17 protein-coding genes are annotated in these 17,060 nt (G+C 64.1%); 10 read left to right on the forward strand and 7 right to left on the reverse strand.

Annotated features, from left to right (window positions below; genetic code table 11):
• Window positions 1–13: 13 nt before the first annotated feature.
• On the forward strand, window positions 14–757 hold the full coding sequence (locus P3C50_RS00920) for an SDR family NAD(P)-dependent oxidoreductase (protein ID WP_275544538.1): 744 nt from the start codon (window positions 14–16) through the stop codon (window positions 755–757).
• Between the two features lie 159 nt (window positions 758–916).
• A complete protein-coding gene (locus P3C50_RS00925) occupies window positions 917–2,230 on the forward strand; it encodes a CitMHS family transporter (protein WP_212630123.1) in 1,314 nt (437 codons plus the stop codon).
• Between the two features lie 150 nt (window positions 2,231–2,380).
• On the opposite strand, the gene P3C50_RS00930 is transcribed toward P3C50_RS00925, so the two are convergent.
• The gene (locus P3C50_RS00930; RefSeq protein ID WP_275544539.1) at window positions 2,381–3,118 is read right to left on the reverse strand and encodes a GntR family transcriptional regulator; all 738 of its coding nucleotides are present in this window, start codon (window positions 3,116–3,118) and stop codon (window positions 2,381–2,383) included.
• Window positions 3,119–3,291: 173 nt separating this feature from the next.
• Here P3C50_RS00930 and P3C50_RS00935 point away from each other — a divergent pair, with 173 nt between their 5' ends.
• Both P3C50_RS00935 and P3C50_RS00940 read left to right on the forward strand, forming a co-directional pair.
• Complete coding sequence (locus tag P3C50_RS00935; protein ID WP_275545320.1) at window positions 3,292–4,113, forward strand: amidohydrolase family protein; 822 nt, start codon at window positions 3,292–3,294, stop codon at window positions 4,111–4,113.
• Between the two features lie 40 nt (window positions 4,114–4,153).
• Window positions 4,154–5,455: an SLC13 family permease gene (locus P3C50_RS00940; RefSeq protein WP_161866531.1), complete on the forward strand. Its 1,302-nt coding sequence runs from the start codon at window positions 4,154–4,156 to the stop codon at window positions 5,453–5,455.
• Window positions 5,456–6,267: 812 nt separating this feature from the next.
• Here the strand turns inward: P3C50_RS00940 and P3C50_RS00945 are convergent.
• From P3C50_RS00945 to P3C50_RS00955, 3 genes are all read right to left on the reverse strand, one after another.
• Entirely contained in the window at window positions 6,268–6,825 is a 558-nt protein-coding gene (locus P3C50_RS00945; RefSeq protein WP_275544540.1) for a hypothetical protein, read from the reverse strand.
• A gap of 65 nt (window positions 6,826–6,890) precedes the next feature.
• Window positions 6,891–8,090, reverse strand: a complete 1,200-nt coding sequence (locus P3C50_RS00950) for an MFS transporter (protein WP_275544541.1) — start codon at window positions 8,088–8,090, stop codon at window positions 6,891–6,893.
• 74 nt (window positions 8,091–8,164) lie between these two features.
• On the reverse strand, window positions 8,165–9,088 hold the full coding sequence (locus tag P3C50_RS00955) for a LysR family transcriptional regulator (RefSeq protein WP_275544542.1): 924 nt from the start codon (window positions 9,086–9,088) through the stop codon (window positions 8,165–8,167).
• A gap of 293 nt (window positions 9,089–9,381) precedes the next feature.
• On the opposite strand from P3C50_RS00955, the gene P3C50_RS00960 reads away from it, so the two are divergent.
• Together P3C50_RS00960 and P3C50_RS00965 are read left to right on the forward strand one after the other, a co-directional pair.
• Complete coding sequence (locus P3C50_RS00960; protein ID WP_275544543.1) at window positions 9,382–10,431, forward strand: SDR family oxidoreductase; 1,050 nt, start codon at window positions 9,382–9,384, stop codon at window positions 10,429–10,431.
• 43 nt (window positions 10,432–10,474) lie between these two features.
• Entirely contained in the window at window positions 10,475–11,785 is a 1,311-nt protein-coding gene (locus P3C50_RS00965; protein ID WP_275544544.1) for an NTP/NDP exchange transporter, read from the forward strand.
• A 43-nt stretch (window positions 11,786–11,828) separates the two neighbouring features.
• On the opposite strand, the gene P3C50_RS00970 is transcribed toward P3C50_RS00965, so the two are convergent.
• On the reverse strand, window positions 11,829–12,530 hold the full coding sequence (locus tag P3C50_RS00970; protein WP_275544545.1) for a glutathione S-transferase N-terminal domain-containing protein: 702 nt from the start codon (window positions 12,528–12,530) through the stop codon (window positions 11,829–11,831).
• A 320-nt stretch (window positions 12,531–12,850) separates the two neighbouring features.
• Here P3C50_RS00970 and P3C50_RS00975 point away from each other — a divergent pair, with 320 nt between their 5' ends.
• Entirely contained in the window at window positions 12,851–13,288 is a 438-nt protein-coding gene (locus P3C50_RS00975) for an HIT family protein (RefSeq protein WP_197855979.1), read from the forward strand.
• Between the two features lie 53 nt (window positions 13,289–13,341).
• Here P3C50_RS00975 and P3C50_RS00980 read toward each other — a convergent pair whose 3' ends face one another.
• Entirely contained in the window at window positions 13,342–13,608 is a 267-nt protein-coding gene (locus P3C50_RS00980; RefSeq protein WP_197855978.1) for a DUF2790 domain-containing protein, read from the reverse strand.
• A 184-nt stretch (window positions 13,609–13,792) separates the two neighbouring features.
• Here P3C50_RS00980 and P3C50_RS00985 point away from each other — a divergent pair, with 184 nt between their 5' ends.
• Both P3C50_RS00985 and P3C50_RS00990 read left to right on the forward strand, forming a co-directional pair.
• Window positions 13,793–14,218 carry a 3-isopropylmalate dehydratase gene (locus tag P3C50_RS00985; protein ID WP_275544546.1) on the forward strand — a complete coding sequence of 142 codons (426 nt, stop codon included), beginning with the start codon at window positions 13,793–13,795 and terminating at the stop codon, window positions 14,216–14,218.
• 86 nt (window positions 14,219–14,304) lie between these two features.
• Window positions 14,305–15,588 (forward strand): FAD-dependent oxidoreductase, encoded by a 1,284-nt coding sequence (locus P3C50_RS00990; protein WP_275544547.1) that lies wholly within the window; start codon window positions 14,305–14,307, stop codon window positions 15,586–15,588.
• An 11-nt stretch (window positions 15,589–15,599) separates the two neighbouring features.
• Here the strand turns inward: P3C50_RS00990 and P3C50_RS00995 are convergent, their stop codons facing one another.
• Window positions 15,600–16,352, reverse strand: a complete 753-nt coding sequence (locus P3C50_RS00995; RefSeq protein WP_275544548.1) for a tetratricopeptide repeat protein — start codon at window positions 16,350–16,352, stop codon at window positions 15,600–15,602.
• Between the two features lie 140 nt (window positions 16,353–16,492).
• On the opposite strand from P3C50_RS00995, the gene pnuC reads away from it, so the two are divergent.
• Window positions 16,493–17,059: a nicotinamide riboside transporter PnuC gene (gene pnuC / locus P3C50_RS01000; RefSeq protein ID WP_275544549.1), complete on the forward strand. Its 567-nt coding sequence runs from the start codon at window positions 16,493–16,495 to the stop codon at window positions 17,057–17,059.
• The last annotated feature ends 1 nt before the right edge of the window (window position 17,060 follow it).

Consider the following 17,060-nt stretch of genomic DNA (forward strand, 5'->3'; position numbering starts at 1 on the left):
TCGAGGACTTTTCATGAATACGAATTTTCAGGGCCGTCTGGCGGTCGTGACCGGGGCCAGCTCGGGTATTGGGCTGGCTGTGTGCGATCTGTTGCTGCAGCGCAGTGCGCGAGTGCTTGCCTTCTCGCGGCGCCTCGGTGCACTGGCCGCGTTGCAGGCGTCTTACCCCGAGCAGCTGCACTGGTGCGCCGGCGACGTCACCGATATCGACTCTCTGCACGCACTGGCCGAGCGGGCCGGGCGACTCGGTGCCGTGGATTATCTGGTGCCCAATGCCGGTATCGCGCGGCTCGCGCCGGGCGGCGACATGCAGGCATTCGAGCAGCAGTGGCGGATCAACGGCGCTGGCGCGGTGAATACCTTCGAGGTGATCAAGCCGCATCTGGCGCGGCCGGCGTCCGTGGTGTTCATCAGTACGTTCCTGCGCCAGCTTGGTTTCGCCGGGCTCGGTGGATACATCGCCAGCAAGGCAGCGTTGTCGGCGCTGGTGCGCAGCCTGGCACTGGAACATGCCGGCGAAGGGCTGCGGCTCAATCTGGTTTCGCCGGGACCGACGGCGACGCCGATTTGGAGCAGTCTGGGCTTGGCCGAGGATGCTCTGGCGGGTGTCGCCAGTGAAGTGAACAAGCGCCTGGTCAATGGTGAGTTCCTCGAACCGCAGGCGATCGCCGAAGTGGTGCTGTTCCAGCTGGGCAACGGAGCACGCGGCGTCTATGGTCAGGATTGGGTGGTGGACAAGGGCTATACCCTGCAGTGAGCGGTTCAGGGGCGGGCATGGCTGCCGCCCCGACTGCGCGACATATCCCCTGACATTTGCTCAACCTCGTGGCCAACGCTTAAAGGTTATTGAAAGGTTCGCCTCTTAGCCTCCCCACGCGCCTTTCGCGTGCTTACAAGAAAAAGAGGAGAAAGCGGTTTGTTGACCCTGATTGGCCTGTTGACCATTTGCAGCCTGGTTGTGCTGTTGCTCATCGGGCGCATGTCGCCTGTTCTGCCGTTGATCGTGGTGCCGCTGCTCGGCGCCTTGGCCGCGGGTTTCGGCCCGGAGGCAATTTCCGGTTTCTTCACCGATGGCATCGGCCGCGTGACGGCGATCGCCACCATGTTCGTGTTTGCCATCACCTTTTTCGGCGTGCTGCAGGACACCGGGCTGTTCCGCCCATTGATCGGCGGCATGGTGCGACTGACCCGCGGCAACGTCATCGCCGTCACCGTGGCCACGGCCATCATCGGCATGCTGGCGCACCTCGATGGCGCTGGCGCCACCACCTTCCTGCTTACCGTTCCCGCGCTGTTGCCGCTATACAAGCAGCTGCGCATGAGCCCCTATCTGATGCTGCTGTTGTTGGCGCTGGGCGCCGGTATCTTCAATATGGTGCCCTGGGCCGGGCCGTTGGGGCGCGCCGCGGCGGTTACGGGTATCGACGTCACCGAATTGTGGCGTCCGCTGATCGTCATTCAGGGCATCGGCGTGGTGCTGTTGATCGCCCTGGCTGCCTTGCTGGGCGTACGTGAACAACGCCGCATCGCCGCTGGCAACAGCAGCGACGAGGGCGTGCTGGTGGATACCAGTGGCGACCTGCATACCACGCCCAGCGACGAGGAGCGTGAACTGGAGCGCCCGCAACTGCTGTGGGTCAACGCGGCGCTGTTCCTGCTGGTACTGGTGGCGCTGTTCACCGGAATCCTGCCGGCCGGCTATGTATTCATGATCGGGCTGTCGCTGGCGCTGTTGCTCAACTACCGTGGCGGCAAGGCGCAGATGCAGCGCATCGCCGCGCATGCGCCGGCCGCCCTGAGCATGGGCATGATCATTCTGGCGGCGGGGTCGATGCTCGGCATTTTCACCGGCACCGGCATGCTCACTTCCATCGCCCAGGATCTCGCCGGCGTGCTGCCAGCCTCTCTGGTGGGCCAGATGCATATCGTGCTCGGCCTGTTCGGCCTGCCGATGGAGCTACTGCTTAGCACCGACGCCTATTACTTCGGCCTGCTGCCGGTGACCCTGGAAGTGGTTGCGGGACATGGTGTGGAGCCGGCCAGCGTGGTCTATGCGCTGATCATCGGCAATATCATCGGCACCTTCATCAGTCCGTTCTCGCCGGCGTTGTGGCTGGCTCTGGGCCTGGCCGGGCTGGATCTGGGCCGGCACATCCGTTACTCGCTGTGGTGGATGTGGGGCTTCTCACTGGTGCTGTTCGGCGCCGCCTGGGCGCTGGGCATGTTCTAGACCAAACTCAGCGTGTACTGCACGCGCCCGGGTTTGCTCGTAATGCTGTTCACTTAAGGTTGCACACGTTTGGCTCCCCTCTCCCATTTATGGGAGAGGGGTTGGGGGAGAGGGCCGCTCGGGCGTGTTGCATCTGGCGGACGGGAGGCGTTAGCTGATTTCCACCTGGTAGCGGAAGTTTTCCGCTGCCGCGCGTGACAGGCGATATTCCAGCGGGGCGCGGTCATAGCCCAGTGCGGTTCGTTCGATCACCACGCTCGGGCTGGCTTCGGCGACATCGAGAATGGCCGCGAGCTCGGCATCGGCGGCAGAAACCGTGAGGGTCTCCTTCGCCGAAGCGATGCGCTGGCCGCAGTGCTGCTCGTAAAAGGGATAGAGCAACTGCGGGAATTCATCCGGCGTGAGCTCCAGCAGCGCGCCGAAACGCGAAGCGGGTAGCCAGATGCGCTCGTGGAACAGCGGACGGCCGTCGATCAGGCGCAGGCGCTGGAGGAAGACGCAGCGTTCGCCTTCCGCCAGTTGCAATGCCTGGCGTGCTGCCGCGTCCGCAGGCTCGAGGCGGCATTCGAGGATGCGGCTCTGCGGCACCTGCGACTGGCCGCTGGCGCTGACCTGACGGAAGAAGCGAAACAGCGATCCATCGAAGTTCGGCCGCCGCACGAAGGTGCCGCGGCCCTGGGCGCGCAGCAGCAGCCCCTCCGCAACCAGGGTTTCCACCGCCTTACGCACCGTGCCCACGGCCACGCCGTACTGGCGGGTCAACTCCGCTTCGGTGGGGATGGCTTCGCCGGGTAGCCATTCGCCTGCGGCAATCTTGCCCAGCATTTCGTCTCGTAGCCGCTGATACAGCGGCAGGCGTTCATCCTGTCCCAGTGCCGTGGTGCTCATAAATCTCAAATCCGCAATTCGACCGGCCGTCACTTTACCACCGGCGGGTGCGTTGACAGCACTGGAACTCTATCTATACAGTCATCTATTCATATATATGACTATATGTGCAGAGATGGCTGCCTCACGAGCGGCCCGAACAAGAACGACAGAGGTATTGCTTCGTGACGCCCATGCCTTATGCCGGTATCACCGGCATCGACACCCATGCCCACATATTCCGTCAGGACCTGCCCATGGTCCCGGGGCGCCGCTACAGCCCCAGCTACGACGCCACCGTAGAGCAGTACCTGGCTCACCTGGATGCCTGCGGCCTGTCTCATGGCGTGCTCATCCAGCCAAGCTTTCTCGGCACCGATAACCAATTCATGGTCGAGGCGTTGCAGCGCTTCCCCGAGCGCTTGCGCGGCATAGCGGTAGTCGAGGCGCAGATCAGCGATAGCGAACTGGACGAACTGGCCGCGGCCGGGGTAGTGGGTGTGCGCCTGAACCTCATCGGCAAGGTGCTGGAGGACTACACCGGGCCGGCCTGGAATGGCCTGTTCCGGCGCCTGGCGCAACGTGGCTGGCAGGTGGAGATCCAGCGCGGCTTCGGCGATCTGGCGCTGATCCTGCCGGCGATTCTCGAGTCCGGCTTCACCGTGGTGATCGATCACTTTGGCCTGCCGGCGCCGAGCGTGCAGCTGGACGATGGCCAGCATGACGCCTTCTTCGATCTGCTCGGCCAGGCGCCGGTGTGGATCAAGCTGTCGGCAGCCTACCGCAGCCAGTCCGACCTGGCCCGAGCCCAGGCCATCGAGGCGCGCCTGCGCGAGGCCTGTGGTGGTATCGGCCGCTTCCTCTGGGGCAGCGACTGGCCCAACACTCAGTTCGAGTCGCAGACCCGCTACGATCAGCAGTTCGCGCTGCTCGAGGCCCTCTTACCCGACCCCGAGGAGCGCCGTCGCGTTCTGGTGGACAACCCCGCAACCCTGTTCGGTATCGCCTCGGCGTAAGCGCCGCTCACATCAGAACAACAAAAGGAGTCAAATCATCATGATGAGCTTGCTCGTCGTCGTCGCGATCGTTCTTGCCGTCGCGCTGGGTTACACCACCAAGATCAACATCGGCCTGTTCGCCATCGCCTTCGCCTACCTGCTCGGCTGTTTCGGCATGGGCATGAGCCCGGGTGAGATCATCAACATGTGGCCGCTGAAGATCTTCTTCGTGATCTTCTCGGTCTGCCTGTTCTACAGCTTCGCCACCGTCAACGGCACCCTGGAAAAGCTCGCTGGGCATCTGCTGTATCGCTGCCGTGGCGTGCCGCACCTGCTGCCCTATGCCATTTTGCTGACTTCGGGGGTGATCGCTGCCATGGGCGCCGGTTACTACACCGTGCTGGCCTTCATGGCACCGCTGACCCTGCTGTTGTGCCAGCGTACCGGCATGAGCCTGATTCTCGGCGGCATGGCGGTGAACTACGGTGCGCTGGCCGGGGCCAACTTCGTCTCCAGCCAGAGCGGCATCATCTTCCGCGGCCTGATGACCGGCGCCGGCATGCCCGAGAGCGAAGCCTTCGTCAATGCCCTGGCGATCTTCGCCAGCACGGCGATCATCCCGGTGCTGGTGATTTCCGCCTTCGTCTTCCTCGGTGGCCATGGCCGCAACCTGAAGAACGCGGTACTCACCGCCGATCTGCCGGAAGCCTTCAATCGCGAGCAGAAACTGACCCTGCTGCTGACTCTGCTGATGATGGTGCTGGTACTCGCTGCGCCGCTGGCGTTGCTGGCCTTCCCGGACAACGCGACGGTCAGGTTCATCAACAGCAAGGTAGACATCGGTCTGATCGCCAGCGTCTTCTCGGTCATTGCGTTGCTGCTCAAGCTCGGTGACGAGCGCAAGGCGATCGCCTCCGTGCCCTGGGCCACGCTGATCATGATCTGCGGCGTCGGCATGCTGATCTCGATCGCGATCAAGGCCGGCACCATCGATGCGCTGGCGTCCTGGATCGGCGGCAACATCCCGCCGCTGATGGTTCCAGTGGCATTCGGTGTGGTGGCGGCGCTGATGTCGATCTTCGCCAGCACCCTGGGCGTGGTAACGCCGGCATTGTTCCCGATGGTGCTGCCACTGGCGGCTTCGATGTCGATCGATCCGATGATCATCTTCGTCGCCATCGTGGTCGGTGCGCAGGCCACCTCGATCTCGCCGTTCTCTTCGGGCGGCAGCCTGCTGCTGGGCTCGTGCACCGATGACAAGGCGCGCTCGACGCTGTTCTCGCAACTGCTGCTGCGCGCTGCGCCCATCGGCTTCGTCGCCGCCATGCTGTTCAACCTGGCGCTGACCTTCCTGTTTTGATGAAAAAGGTTCTTCGCATAGTTTGGGGCTAGTGTGAGCCGATACCGGATTGGCAAGTTTGTGTGCTTACCGCTTACTGACTTAGCACTATCCATTACCGCGTGTACTGAACGTTTGGGTTGCGCCCCTTACGGGCGCCACACCTTTCTTGCTTGCCCAAGAAAGGTGTGCCAAAGAAGGGCACCCCGACATCCGGGTTTCGCTTCGCTCAACTCCCCTCGCTCCGGCGCCGCTCCGGGGGCCGGCTTACAAGGGCCGTCCATGGCCCTTTAAGCCTTTCGCCGCATCCATGCGGCTCATCCCCCTACGCAACACCTCCACTCGGCCTCCTGAAGGGGACCAGGTCGCGAGCTTGCGACATCTCCGGAAGACCAACGTCGGCAGCGTTTGGCTTTTGCTCTTGAAGCGCGATCTCACAGACGACGCCCAAGTCCCCTTCAGGAGGCCGAGTGGAATCACCGTGGAAGGGGTTGAGCGACATGGATGTCGCGAGAGCCGTGATGGGCCAGGGATGGCCCTTCGCGGCGTACCCCTGGAGCGGTGATGGAACGAGGGGACCCCGGCGCAGCCGGGGCCGTATGCAGGGGTGTGTTTCTTTGCTTACTTTCTTTGCACAAGCAAAGAAAGTGAGTCGCCCGTAAGGGGCGAAACCCATCAGGCCAGGCGGCGTGCTAATGGATAGTGCCAAGTCATCGACAGCTGACACTTAATTGCCAGTCTGGTGCCAAGCGTATCCCCCGCGAGAATGCGAAGAACCTGAAAAAAACCGGCATCGCGTGATGCCGGGGTTCTATCCCCGCAAGTCCGTATCGCTATTTCAGCCGATAACGCGCCAGTTCATCCTGGCCCAGCAGACGCAAGCGCCCCGGCTCTAGCTGATAGATGTCTTCCGCCAGACGCACGTCGACACCCATGTCGCGAAAGTACTTGGCCGGGCTGAACGACTGGCGGCCGTGGGCAGCCTGAGCCTGAGCTGAGTCCCCGGCGGGGAAGGGTGGGCGGCGCAGGGCGACGTGGCCGTTGATGGTGCGCTTGGTGCCGGCAGCGAGCAGGTAGATGCAGCTGCCCTGGCACATACCACCTGAAGGCACCAGCGCCTCGAAGCCGGTTTCGCGCAGCAGGCGGCCCATGCGTATGGCTTCCGGAGCGCTGCCGCCGATGCTGTCGAGCAGCACGACCTTGCGCTTGTGCTTACCCGGATTGGCGCGCAGGCCAGCCAGCAGTTTCTCGTAGTCGCCTGGAACGATCTCTTCGGAAATCTTCGCAGCCAGCATGCCGGCATTGGCCTCGACTTCCACCTGTGCCTGGACGCTCAGGGCGGTGAAAAGGGTGGTGGCGATCAGGGCGAAGCGTAAACGCTGAACAATCATCGGGCGGGTTCGTCGGTGGCTCGGGAGGTAGAAGATACCTTGCCCGAGTCACCTCACGCACCTGTTCAGATCGCTGCGTTTTTCTGCTGCACCTGCCACGCCCAGACGAACAACAGCAGGCCGCCGATGGCGGTCGCGGCGCCGATGTAGCCGGTCACCGTCCAGCCCATGCCGGCGCTGATGGCCAGGCCGCCGAGCCAGGGGCCGAGCGCGTTGGCGACATTGAACGCGGCGTGATTGGAAGCGGCAGCGAGGGTCTGCGCGCCAGTGGCGACGTCCATCAGGTGGGTCTGCAATGCCGGGCCGAGGGCGATCATGGTGCCGAGAGCGAAGATCGCCGGCAGGATCGTCCACAGGCTGTGCGCCGCGAACGGGAAGACCAGCAGCACCAGCGTGCTCCAGGCCAGAATCCAGGCCACGGCGCGCAGACGCAGGCGGTCGAACAACCAGCCGCCGGCGCTGTTGCCGACGATGCAGCCGGCGCCGAACACGCCCATGGCCAGCGGAATCCAGCCGGGGCCGACCTGGGTGACGTGCAGCAGGGTCGGCGCCATGTAGCTGAACACGCAGAACATCCCGGCAAAACCGATGGCGCCGATGCCCAGGGCCAGCCAGATCGGCGCGCGGTTGAATGCGCGCAGCTCGCCCGACGGGCTGCTGCGCTGCTCGTTGGGGTCTGCCGGGAGGAAGATCGCCACCATGGCGATGGTGGTGATGGCAATCACCCCGACCAGGGCGAAGGCGTAGCGCCAGCTCATGAACTGGCCGAGCCAGGTGGCCAGCGGGTTGCCGATCAGGATCGCCACGGTCAGGCCGGCCAGCACCCGGCTCACCGCCTTGGCACGTTTGTGCGGCGGCGCCATGGACGCCGCCACCAGCATGGCGATGCCGAAGTACGCGCCGTGCGGCAGGCCGGCGATGAAGCGGAAGATCAGCAGCGGCTCGTAGCTCGGCGCCAGTGCGCTGGCGAAGTTGCCGAGGGCGAAGCAGCCCATCAGCAGCAGAAGCAGGATGCGCCGTGGCAAACGCGCGCCGAGCAGGGCCAGCACCGGTGCGCCGACCACCACGCCGAGGGCGTAAGCGCTGATCACGTGGCCGACTTGCGGCTCGCTGACGCCAAGGTCGGCGGCGACGTTGGGCATCAGCCCCATGATGGCGAACTCGCCGGTGCCGATGGCGAAGCCGCCGAGGGCCAGGGCGAGTTGAATGAGAAGGATCGCGCCCGGCGACAGATGCGTCGCAGCGCTGGGGGAAGGCGTGTTCATGAGTGACCTGGAAGGGGGAAAGCAAGCGCGGAATTATAATCTCCGAGTGTCGTGCCTGGATATTGCCGCCCGCTCTATATCGGGCTTTGAGACGAATGGTCGGCGTTGTTCAGGGCTTTCACGTAATCGACGAAGGCGCGCAGCGGCGCCGGCACGTTGCGCCTGCTGTGGTAGTACAGATAGGGCCCTTCGAAGTGCTGCCACCAATCATGCAGGATGGGTTGCAACTGGCCGCTGGCGAGATGCGCGGCGATGTATTCCTCGAAGGTGTAGAGAATGCCGTGGCCGGCGCAAGCCGCGGCGATCAGCAGATCCTGCGATGAGCTGACCAACCTGCCCTCCGGGGCGATGCGCAAGGTGCGTCCATCCTGTTCGAACTCCCAGACGCCGAGCTTGCCACTGGCGAAACGGTAGCCTAGCAGGCGGTGCTCGCTCAGTTCGCAGGGATGCTGTGGCGTGCCGTGCCGCTGCAGATAGCTGGGCCCAGCGACTGCCATGAAACACTGCCGGCGCGGCCCGATGGGGATGGCGATCATGTCCTTGGCCAGGCTTTCCTCGTAGCGAATGCCGGCATCGTAACCGGCGCCGATGACGTCGATGAAGGTGTTGTCCATGTTCACCTCCAGCGCGATGCCGGGGTAACGCGCGAGAAAACCGTCTAGCAGTTGCGGCAGGATGTGCCGGGCGATCACGCCAGGCACATGCAGGCGCAGCGAGCCAACCGGATGCTGCGGGTCTTCCTGCAGGTCGTTGAGTGCGGTGTTGATTTCGTCCAGCGCCGGGCGCAGGCGCTCCAGCAGGCGCGCGCCGATTTCCGTCGGCGTCAGGCCGCGCGTGGTGCGGTTGAGCAGGCGCACGCCCAGTTCCTTTTCCAGGCGGCGGATGCAGTCGCTGAGTGACGAGGCTGACGTGCCGCGGCGCTGCGCTGCGGCACGGAAACCACCGGCCTCGACCACGGCGGCGAACAGAGCGATATCGGACAGATTCGGTTGGCGCATGGCGGCGACCGGCTAATGGCGAAGCCTTCGATAATGCGGCGCAGCGCCCGCTTTGCCAATCCTGACACGGTGCTGGGTGGCAAGCGTGGGAGCGGCTTCAGCCGCGATCTTCGCCGTAGCCGGATTGCATCCGGGCTACGGTTCGCGCCTTTGAAACCTCCGGTAACTGTACGCCTGACCGTACACCCTGTGCGGTCGTGACCGGCTTATCGAACAGTCTCTTTGCTTTCACCCTATGTCCTGCGCCGTTGCTTGCTTTGGCGCATCGAGCTAACGGACAGGAGGAAGCTGTAATGAGCAAGAGAAACGAAGCGCGGCTGGGCCATACACGCCGTGAAGCATTGAAACTGTTCGGCATGGTGGGCGGCAGTCTTGCCTTGCAAGGTGTCTTAGGCGGTGCGCCGACGTTCGCCTGGGCCGACCCTGCAACGGGCTGGCAGGCGACGGACATGCCGCCTTTGACCGGCAAGCGCATGCTGGTCACCGGTGGCACCAGCGGTATGGGCTTCGAGGATGCCCTGGCCCTGAGCGGGGCCGGAGCGCAGGTGATCATTGCCGCGCGTAACGCGCAGCGTGGCGCCGAGAGCATCGAACGCATTCGTACCCAGGTGCCGAATGCGCGGGTGCGTTTCGAACAACTAGACCTGGCCGATCTGGCCTCGGTACGCAGCCTGGCCCAGCGCGTGAATGCCGAGGGCGAGGTGCTGGATGTGCTGATCAACAACGCCGCGATCATGGCGCCGCCGCAGCGCGGCGTGTCTCGCGACGGTTTCGAGATGCAGCTGGCGACCAACTTTCTCGGCCATTTCGCCTTGACCGGTTTGCTGCTGCCATCGCTGCGCAAGTCATCCGATCCCCGCGTGGTGACGCTGGCGAGCATCGCGGTCAATCGTGGTCGGATCAATTTCGACGACCTGCAGTCCGAGCGCAGCTACGACCCCTATGCGGCTTACGCCCAGTCGAAGCTGGCCTGCCTGCTGATGGCCTTCGAGCTGCAGCGGCGCAGCCTGGCCAACAACTGGGGCGTGCGCAGCATCGCCGCGCATCCTGGTGTGGCCGTTACCGAACTGGTCGAGCGCGGTCCCGGACTGGAAAGCGAGTTCGCCCACGAGTGGGCGAAGGATCGCGAGGTCTATCACTCGGCGGCGCATGGGGCGCTGTCGTCACTGTTCGCGGCGACGGCGGCTGAAGCCGAGGGTGGTCGTTACTACGGGCCGACCGGCGAAGAGGAAAAACGCGGCCCAGTGGGGCTGGCAAGAGTGCCGGCTGCCGCGGCGGATGCCGATGATGCGGCGCGCCTGTGGTCGGTGGCCGAGCGCCTGACGGGCGTGAAATACGGCTGAATCTTGGCGCGCCTCGAGGCGCGCGCCCTTCGAGGATTTTCCCATGTCATCTTCAACGATGGCGCAGCGCGTGGCCGTGGCCATCAACGCGCAGCGCAGCGAGCTGTGGCCGGCGCTGGCCGGTTTCACTCTGTTCTTCTGCCTGTTCTCGGGCTACTTCATGCTGCGGCCGATCCGCGAAGCAATGGGCATCGTCTCCGGCGTAGAGAACCTGCAGTGGCTGTTCACCGCCACCTTCGTGGTGATGCTGATCGCAGTGCCGTTGTTCGCCTGGCTGAGTTCGCGGGTGCCGCGGCTCCATTTCATCGACTGGGTGTATGGTTTCTTCACCCTGAACCTGGCGTTGTTCGCCCTGTTGTTCTTCAGTGCGGATGAAAGCGTGTGGCTGGCGCGCAGCTTCTATGTATGGATTTCGGTCTACAACCTCTTCGTCGTCTCGGTAGCCTGGAGCCTGATGGCCGACGTGTTCGACAGCGAACAGGCCAAACGCCTGTTCGCCTTCATCGCCGCTGGTGCCAGTGTCGGCGGCTTGGTCGGCCCGGCGCTGAGTGCCTTGCTGGTGAGCACGCTCGGCCAAAGTGGCTTGATTTTGCTGGCCGCGGTGCTGCTGGCCGTGGCGCTTTCGCTCAAGCAGGTGCTGATGCGCTGGCGCGAGGAGGGTGGTGCGGGGCGTGCCGGCGCCGTGCAGGCGGAGAGCACACGGCGCCCGGTGCCGGGCAATCCGTTCAGCGGTCTGATGCGCGTGCTGTCTTCGCCCTACCTGTTTGGTATCGCCGGTTTCGTCATCCTGCTCGCGACGGCCAGCACCTTTCTCTACTTCGAGCAGGCCCGCCTGGTGGCCGAGCTGTTTCCGGATCGCGCTGCGCAGGTGCGGGTGTTCGGGGTGATCGATTTCGTGGTGCAGGCCGGTGCGCTGATCTCCCAGCTGTTCATCACCGGGCGCATCGCGCGACGCCTGGGTGTGCGCGTGCTGCTGGCCTGCGTACCGCTGCTGGTGTGCGTCGGCTTCATCGGTCTGGCCTTGATGCCGACCTTCGCCATGCTCGCAGCGCTGATGATCGTACGGCGCATCGGCGAATACGCCTTCGTGCGGCCAGGACGGGAGATGCTCTTCGCGCCGCTGGATGCCGAGAGTAAGTACAAGGCGAAGAACTTCATCGACACCGTGGTCTATCGCGCCGGCGATGCCATCAGTGGCTGGCTCAAGAGCCTGCTGGACATGCTCGCCCAAGGCGCCTTGCTGGTGGCGCTGGTGGGCGCGGCCAGTGCGGCGCTGTGGGGGCTGCTCGGCTGGTATCTGGGGACCCAGGCGGACCGCAAGGCCGCCGAGCGGCGGGAACTGGTGACCACATAGACCGAACTTGGCAGGAGCCGCAAGCACGGCTCCTGCAAGCTCGTCAGCTGCGCGCGGGGATGTTCAGGCCGCGCTGCACGGCCGGGCGCGCGAGGAAGGCGTCGAGCACGCGGCGCACGTTGCCAAAGCGTTCGAACTGCACCAGGTCGCCGGCCTCGTAGAAACCCACCAGGTTGCGAATCCAGGGGAACACGGCGATGTCGGCGATGCTGTACTCGCCGGCGATCCAGTTACGCCCCTGCAGGTGCTGGTCGAGCACGCCGAGCAGGCGAACGGACTCGGCGACGTAGCGATCACGCGGGCGCTTGTCCTCGTACTCGGCACCGGCGAACTTATGGAAGAAGCCGAGCTGGCCGAACATCGGCCCCAGGCCGCCCATTTGCCACATCAGCCATTGAATGGTCTCGTAGCGTGCGGCGGCGTCCTGTGGCAGCAACTTGCCGGTCTTTTCCGCCAGGTAGATCAGAATCGCCCCGGACTCGAACAGCGGCAGCGGGTGGCCATTCGGCCCGTCGGGATCGAGGATCGCCGGAATCTTGTTGTTCGGCGCCAGCGAAAGGAACTCGGCGCTGAACTGGTCGTTGCTCTCGAAGCTGACCAGGTGCGGCTCGTAGGGCAGGCCGATCTCCTCCAGCATGATCGAGGCCTTGACGCCGTTGGGCGTGGGCAGCGAATAGAGCTGCAGGCGCTCGGGATGCTGCGCGGGCCATTTGCGAGTGATGTGGAAGGGGCTGAGGTCGGTCATGTGCAGTTCCATGTCGAATGGGCCTAAGAGCCTGTTCACGATCTGCTGCGCGTCGGCGCTACTGCGTTAAAAACAAGCTCGGAATGCTCATGTACAAAAGTACACTCTGCTTCCTCGCTTGTTCTTGCCTTGTATCGCTCTAGCTCGCGAGATCCTGAACAGCCTCTACGAAAGGGGCGATCAGAACACGAGTGGCAGGTACGCAGGAAATCGATCCAGCAGCTACTAGTCATCGACTCGGACGATTCTGCCTGGTTCCCTGTGCGCGACCGAGGCGGTATGGTGCGGGTTTTCATCCACCCGGCACGGAGCCCATCGGCATGAGCCTGCACGGTACCTACGATTCCCAGAACATCTTCGCCCAGATCATTCGTGGCGACCTGCCTTGCTACAAACTCTACGAGGACGACGATGTGCTGGCGTTTCTCGATCTGTTCCCGCAATCCAAGGGCCACAGCCTGGTCATCCCCAAGCGCGCCGCCGCCCGCAATATCCTGGAAATCGACGAAGCCAGCCTGGCCAAGGTCATGGCCGTGGTGAAGAAAGTTACCCAGGCTGTCGTGGATGAATTGCAGCCGGCTGGCGTACAGGTGGCGCAGTTCAACGGCGCGCCTGCCGGGCAGACGGTGTTCCATATCCACATGCACGTGATCCCGCGCTTCGAGGGCGAGGGGCTGGGGATTCACGCGGCCACCAAGGCCGATCCGGCCGAGCTGGAAGCGCTGCAGGCGCGTCTGGCGAAACGTCTGCAAGGCTGAAACGACATCGCCCCGGACGAGCGTCTCGACCGGGGCATCAGGCGGGCGGTGATTTAGCCGTTCTGGCTGCTCAGACCGCCCCATTCGACGAAACGCACCGCGTGCACCTCACCCTGGCTGTCGCGGTAGACCAGTACACTCGGAACCACGCCGCTCTTCTGACTGTTGTCGGTGCGCTGCAGTACCTGGTCGATATCCAGATGCATGCCGTACTGGTACTGCTGTACTTCCACGTTGCTGATTTCAGAAGCCTTCTCACTGGCGAAAGCGATAGGAGCGAAGGCGGCGAGGAGGGTGGCGTTGAGGGCTGCGAATTTCATCTTGATAGTCTCCGATAGGTGGCGCCGGGAAGGTTGGCGCTGGGCTCGAGAGAGATGAAAACACTGTGCCCTTCATTGCAGAAATCGATGCTTCTGCTAGCGAAAATCGCCGCCATCGATACCTTGCTCACAGACGCGCCAAGCCCAATACTCAGCCGGCACTCATTTGCCCATGGAGGGCTTCATGCGTTCGATCCTCATCGCTCTACCCCTGGTGTTGCTGGCTGGCTGTTCGTCGTTTCGAGGTAACCCCGAGGATATCAAGCCGGTGCCGGAGGACCGCCTGCTGGCCTTTCAGGATGCGCAGCAAAATGGCGCGCAGATCGTGGTCAACCGCGATTTCGGCATGATGGGCGGCGGCTGCTACGTAGCCATCGAGGTGGATCGCAAGGTCGCCGCGCGCATCGGCGTCGGTGAGGTCGCAACCTTCCAGGTACGCCCGGGCACTCGCGTGGTCGGTATCACGCCGGATCGCATGGACGACACCCTGTGCGGCATGGGCCGCCTGCTGCGCGAAGTGGCCGTGCCGGTGAAAAGCGGGGAAGTCCAGCACCTGCGCATCGTCAGCCAGAACAAGGGCGGCTTCGATATACGCCCGGACAAACCTTGATGACCGCGCTGGCGCTGTGCGGGCGGTCATACCGCCAGTGATGCCAGACGGTTAGTATTCCCTGCAGCCAATCAGGGAGCACGAACGTGAATGGATTGCCAACCGCGATAGTAGGCGCAGGGACTGCCGGCCTCGCCACTGCCATATTCCTCGCCCGTCAGGGCTATGCAGTGCGGCTGCTGGAGCGGGTCGAACAGCTGCAACCGGTGGGGGCCGGTATCCTGCTGCAGCCTTCCGGCCTGGCCGTGTTGCAGCGCCTGGGCCTGCTCGCCGAATGCACCGCACTCGGCGCACCGGTCAGCCGACTGTACGGCACCAGCTGCCAGGGGCGGGTGATCCTCGATACCCGTTATCACGACTGGCAGCCCGGCAGCTTTGGCCTTGGCATTCACCGCGGTGTGCTGATGACGGCGCTGCTCAATGCGGCGCAGCGCATTGGCGTGCAGGTGCAGACCGGGGTGAGCGTCAGCCGGTTCGAACAGGCAAGCGGTCATGTCCGCCTGTTGCATCAGGACGAAGAGGGTGTTGAGCGACCTCTGGGGGATTTTGCCGCGCTGATCCTGGCCGATGGCACCCGTTCGACCCTGCGCGCGCAGATGCAGGTGCGCCAGTGGTCGCGGCCGTATCCCTGGGGCGCTTTGTGGAGCATGTTGCCGACCTCACCGGCGGCCGAAAGTGGTGAGCTGCGCCAGTGGTATCGCGGCTGCCGGGAAATGTTCGGGCTGATGCCCACCGGCTGCACCCATCAGGCGCGCGAATGTTCGCTGACCAGCCTGTTCTGGAGCCTGCCGCTCAGTGAGCACGAGAGTTGGCGAACGAGTGGCCTGGATGCCTGGAAAACCCGTGTGCGCAACCTGGCTGGCGAAGCGTCGGAGGCCTATCTGCAGCAGATCAATGATCCCGCGCAATTAACCCTGGCGGCCTATGCCGACGTGCGCATGCAGCACTGGAGCGATGGTCGCGTCCTGGCCATCGGCGACTGTGCCCACGCCATGAGTCCGCAATTGGGCCAGGGCGCCAACATGGCGCTGGTGGATGCTGCCGCGCTGGCCGATGCGCTCGACAATGCGGGTGATGAACAGCAGCATGCGCTCGACTGGAGCGCCATCTTCGTCCGTTATGGCGAAGCTCGACGGGACCACCTGCGTTACTACCGCCAGGCCAGCCGGCTGTTGACGCCTCTGTTCCAGTCCAACAGCAACACTCTCGCTGTGCTGCGCGATATCGCCCTGATGCTCGCCCGGCATAACCGCTTCGGGCGCCAGCATGCGGTCAGCACGCTGGTCGGTGCGCGCAGCGGCTGGCTATGGTCCGGCGCGCAGAAGCGCGAGCTGCATGCCTGGACCGGTGAGCGGGAGGCGTGGGAATAACCCCACGCTGTTCAGTTGCGCTGCAGATCGAGCAGCGCCTTCTGGCTCAGATCCAGCCACTCCTTGTGCAGAATCCGGTAATGCCGAGCGGAGCGGCGGGCGTGGGTATGGATCTGCTGCAACAGTTCGATGGCTTCGCGCTGGCGCCCCTGTCGGCGCAGCAGCAGGGCATAGCGATAGTTGGCTTCCGGGCCGGCGCTGTAGCTGCCAAGCGCGCGGTATTCCTCCTCAGCCTTGAGAACGTTGCCCTGGCCTTCCAGCGCACGGGCATACAGCAGGTGGCCCTCGGTGGAGCGGAAGTCCGGGTTGTGCGCGATCAGTTGGTCGAGGCTTGCCTGGCAACCGGCGAAATCGCTTAGGGCGAAACGCGCCCTGGCCAGGCCGAGGAGGATGTCCGGGGCATCGCTGTGGATACCCCGCAGAGCCGCCTGATAGTGCTGGGCCGCCTCTTCGGCCTGCCCCATGCGCAGCAGCTCGTCGGCCAGGTTGACGCGGGTATCGCGCGTGTCGCGGATTTCCAGCTCATCGCGCAGGGTGCGTAGATGGCGCTGCGGGTCGATGCTGTCGTGCAGGCGGTTGAGCGTGCGGCGCCCGCGGCGGCTGCCGAGCAGCTCAGGCAGCATGATGCCGAGAAAGTAGATCAGGCAACCAAGGCCCGGCAGGGCGATGATCAGGTACAGCCAGTAGCGATCCTGGCCGCTGCGAACCACATGCAGGCCGCAGGTAACTTGGCAGGCGATGACGAGGAGGGCGAGCAGGGGCATGGTGCGGTCCAGTCCTTTGGAGTGCGAAGGGCGCCCATGAGAGCACGGATCGGCCTGCTTGTCAGGTGAGCCATGCACGGCTGTGGCATGCGTCACGTGATAGGCTGCGCGGCTGATTCCATGTTCATCAGGATGCGTGCATGCCGTCGTCGCTGGAGATCTTCGCCAACCTTTTCTATCTGGTTTCGGTGCTGCTGGCGGCGCGCAACTCGGTGCACACCTGGGCGGTCGGGCTGGTCGGTTGCGTGCTGTTCGGCTGGTTGTTCTTCAGCGTGCAGCTGTATGCCGACGTGACCCTGCAGGGCTTCTTCATCCTAACCAGTCTGATCGGCTGGTGGAGCTGGATGCATGGCCGTGGCGGCGACGCCATGCCGATCAGCCGTACGGCCTGGCCAGGATTGTCCCTGGCACTCGCCGTGGCGGTATTGGTGGCGCTGGCCTACGGCGCGCTGCTGCACCATTTCACCGACGCCTACGCGCCCTTCATCGACTCGCTGGTGCTGACCTTCAGCGTACTGGCGCAGCTACTGCTGATGCGCCGCAAGCTGGAAACCTGGTACGGCTGGCTGCTGGTCAACACCCTCGCGGTGCCGTTGTTCGCCTCGCGTGAGCTGTACCTGACCGCCTTCATCTACCTGCTGTTCTGGTGCAATGCCTGGTATGGCCTGTACCGCTGGCGCCAGGAACTGAAGGCTGAGATGGCCTGAC

The organism is Pseudomonas sp. Marseille-Q0931, assembly GCF_940789645.1.
Lineage (GTDB): Bacteria > Pseudomonadota > Gammaproteobacteria > Pseudomonadales > Pseudomonadaceae > Aquipseudomonas.

What these genes read in the sequence shown, in the direction of transcription:
- P3C50_RS00920 (WP_275544538.1), top strand. Translation starts at nt 14, where the DNA reads ATGAATACGAATTTTCAGGGCCGTCTGGCGGTCGTGACCGGGGCCAGC.
- P3C50_RS00930 (WP_275544539.1), bottom strand. Translation starts at nt 3,118, where the DNA reads ATGAGCACCACGGCACTGGGACAGGATGAACGCCTGCCGCTGTATCAG.
- P3C50_RS00935 (WP_275545320.1), top strand. Translation starts at nt 3,292, where the DNA reads ATGCCTTATGCCGGTATCACCGGCATCGACACCCATGCCCACATATTC.
- P3C50_RS00940 (WP_161866531.1), top strand. Translation starts at nt 4,154, where the DNA reads ATGATGAGCTTGCTCGTCGTCGTCGCGATCGTTCTTGCCGTCGCGCTG.
- P3C50_RS00945 (WP_275544540.1), bottom strand. Translation starts at nt 6,825, where the DNA reads ATGATTGTTCAGCGTTTACGCTTCGCCCTGATCGCCACCACCCTTTTC.
- P3C50_RS00950 (WP_275544541.1), bottom strand. Translation starts at nt 8,090, where the DNA reads ATGAACACGCCTTCCCCCAGCGCTGCGACGCATCTGTCGCCGGGCGCG.
- P3C50_RS00955 (WP_275544542.1), bottom strand. Translation starts at nt 9,088, where the DNA reads ATGCGCCAACCGAATCTGTCCGATATCGCTCTGTTCGCCGCCGTGGTC.
- P3C50_RS00960 (WP_275544543.1), top strand. Translation starts at nt 9,382, where the DNA reads ATGAGCAAGAGAAACGAAGCGCGGCTGGGCCATACACGCCGTGAAGCA.
- P3C50_RS00965 (WP_275544544.1), top strand. Translation starts at nt 10,475, where the DNA reads ATGTCATCTTCAACGATGGCGCAGCGCGTGGCCGTGGCCATCAACGCG.
- P3C50_RS00970 (WP_275544545.1), bottom strand. Translation starts at nt 12,530, where the DNA reads ATGACCGACCTCAGCCCCTTCCACATCACTCGCAAATGGCCCGCGCAG.
- P3C50_RS00975 (WP_197855979.1), top strand. Translation starts at nt 12,851, where the DNA reads ATGAGCCTGCACGGTACCTACGATTCCCAGAACATCTTCGCCCAGATC.
- P3C50_RS00980 (WP_197855978.1), bottom strand. Translation starts at nt 13,608, where the DNA reads ATGAAATTCGCAGCCCTCAACGCCACCCTCCTCGCCGCCTTCGCTCCT.
- P3C50_RS00985 (WP_275544546.1), top strand. Translation starts at nt 13,793, where the DNA reads ATGCGTTCGATCCTCATCGCTCTACCCCTGGTGTTGCTGGCTGGCTGT.
- P3C50_RS00995 (WP_275544548.1), bottom strand. Translation starts at nt 16,352, where the DNA reads ATGCCCCTGCTCGCCCTCCTCGTCATCGCCTGCCAAGTTACCTGCGGC.
- pnuC (WP_275544549.1), top strand. Translation starts at nt 16,493, where the DNA reads ATGCCGTCGTCGCTGGAGATCTTCGCCAACCTTTTCTATCTGGTTTCG.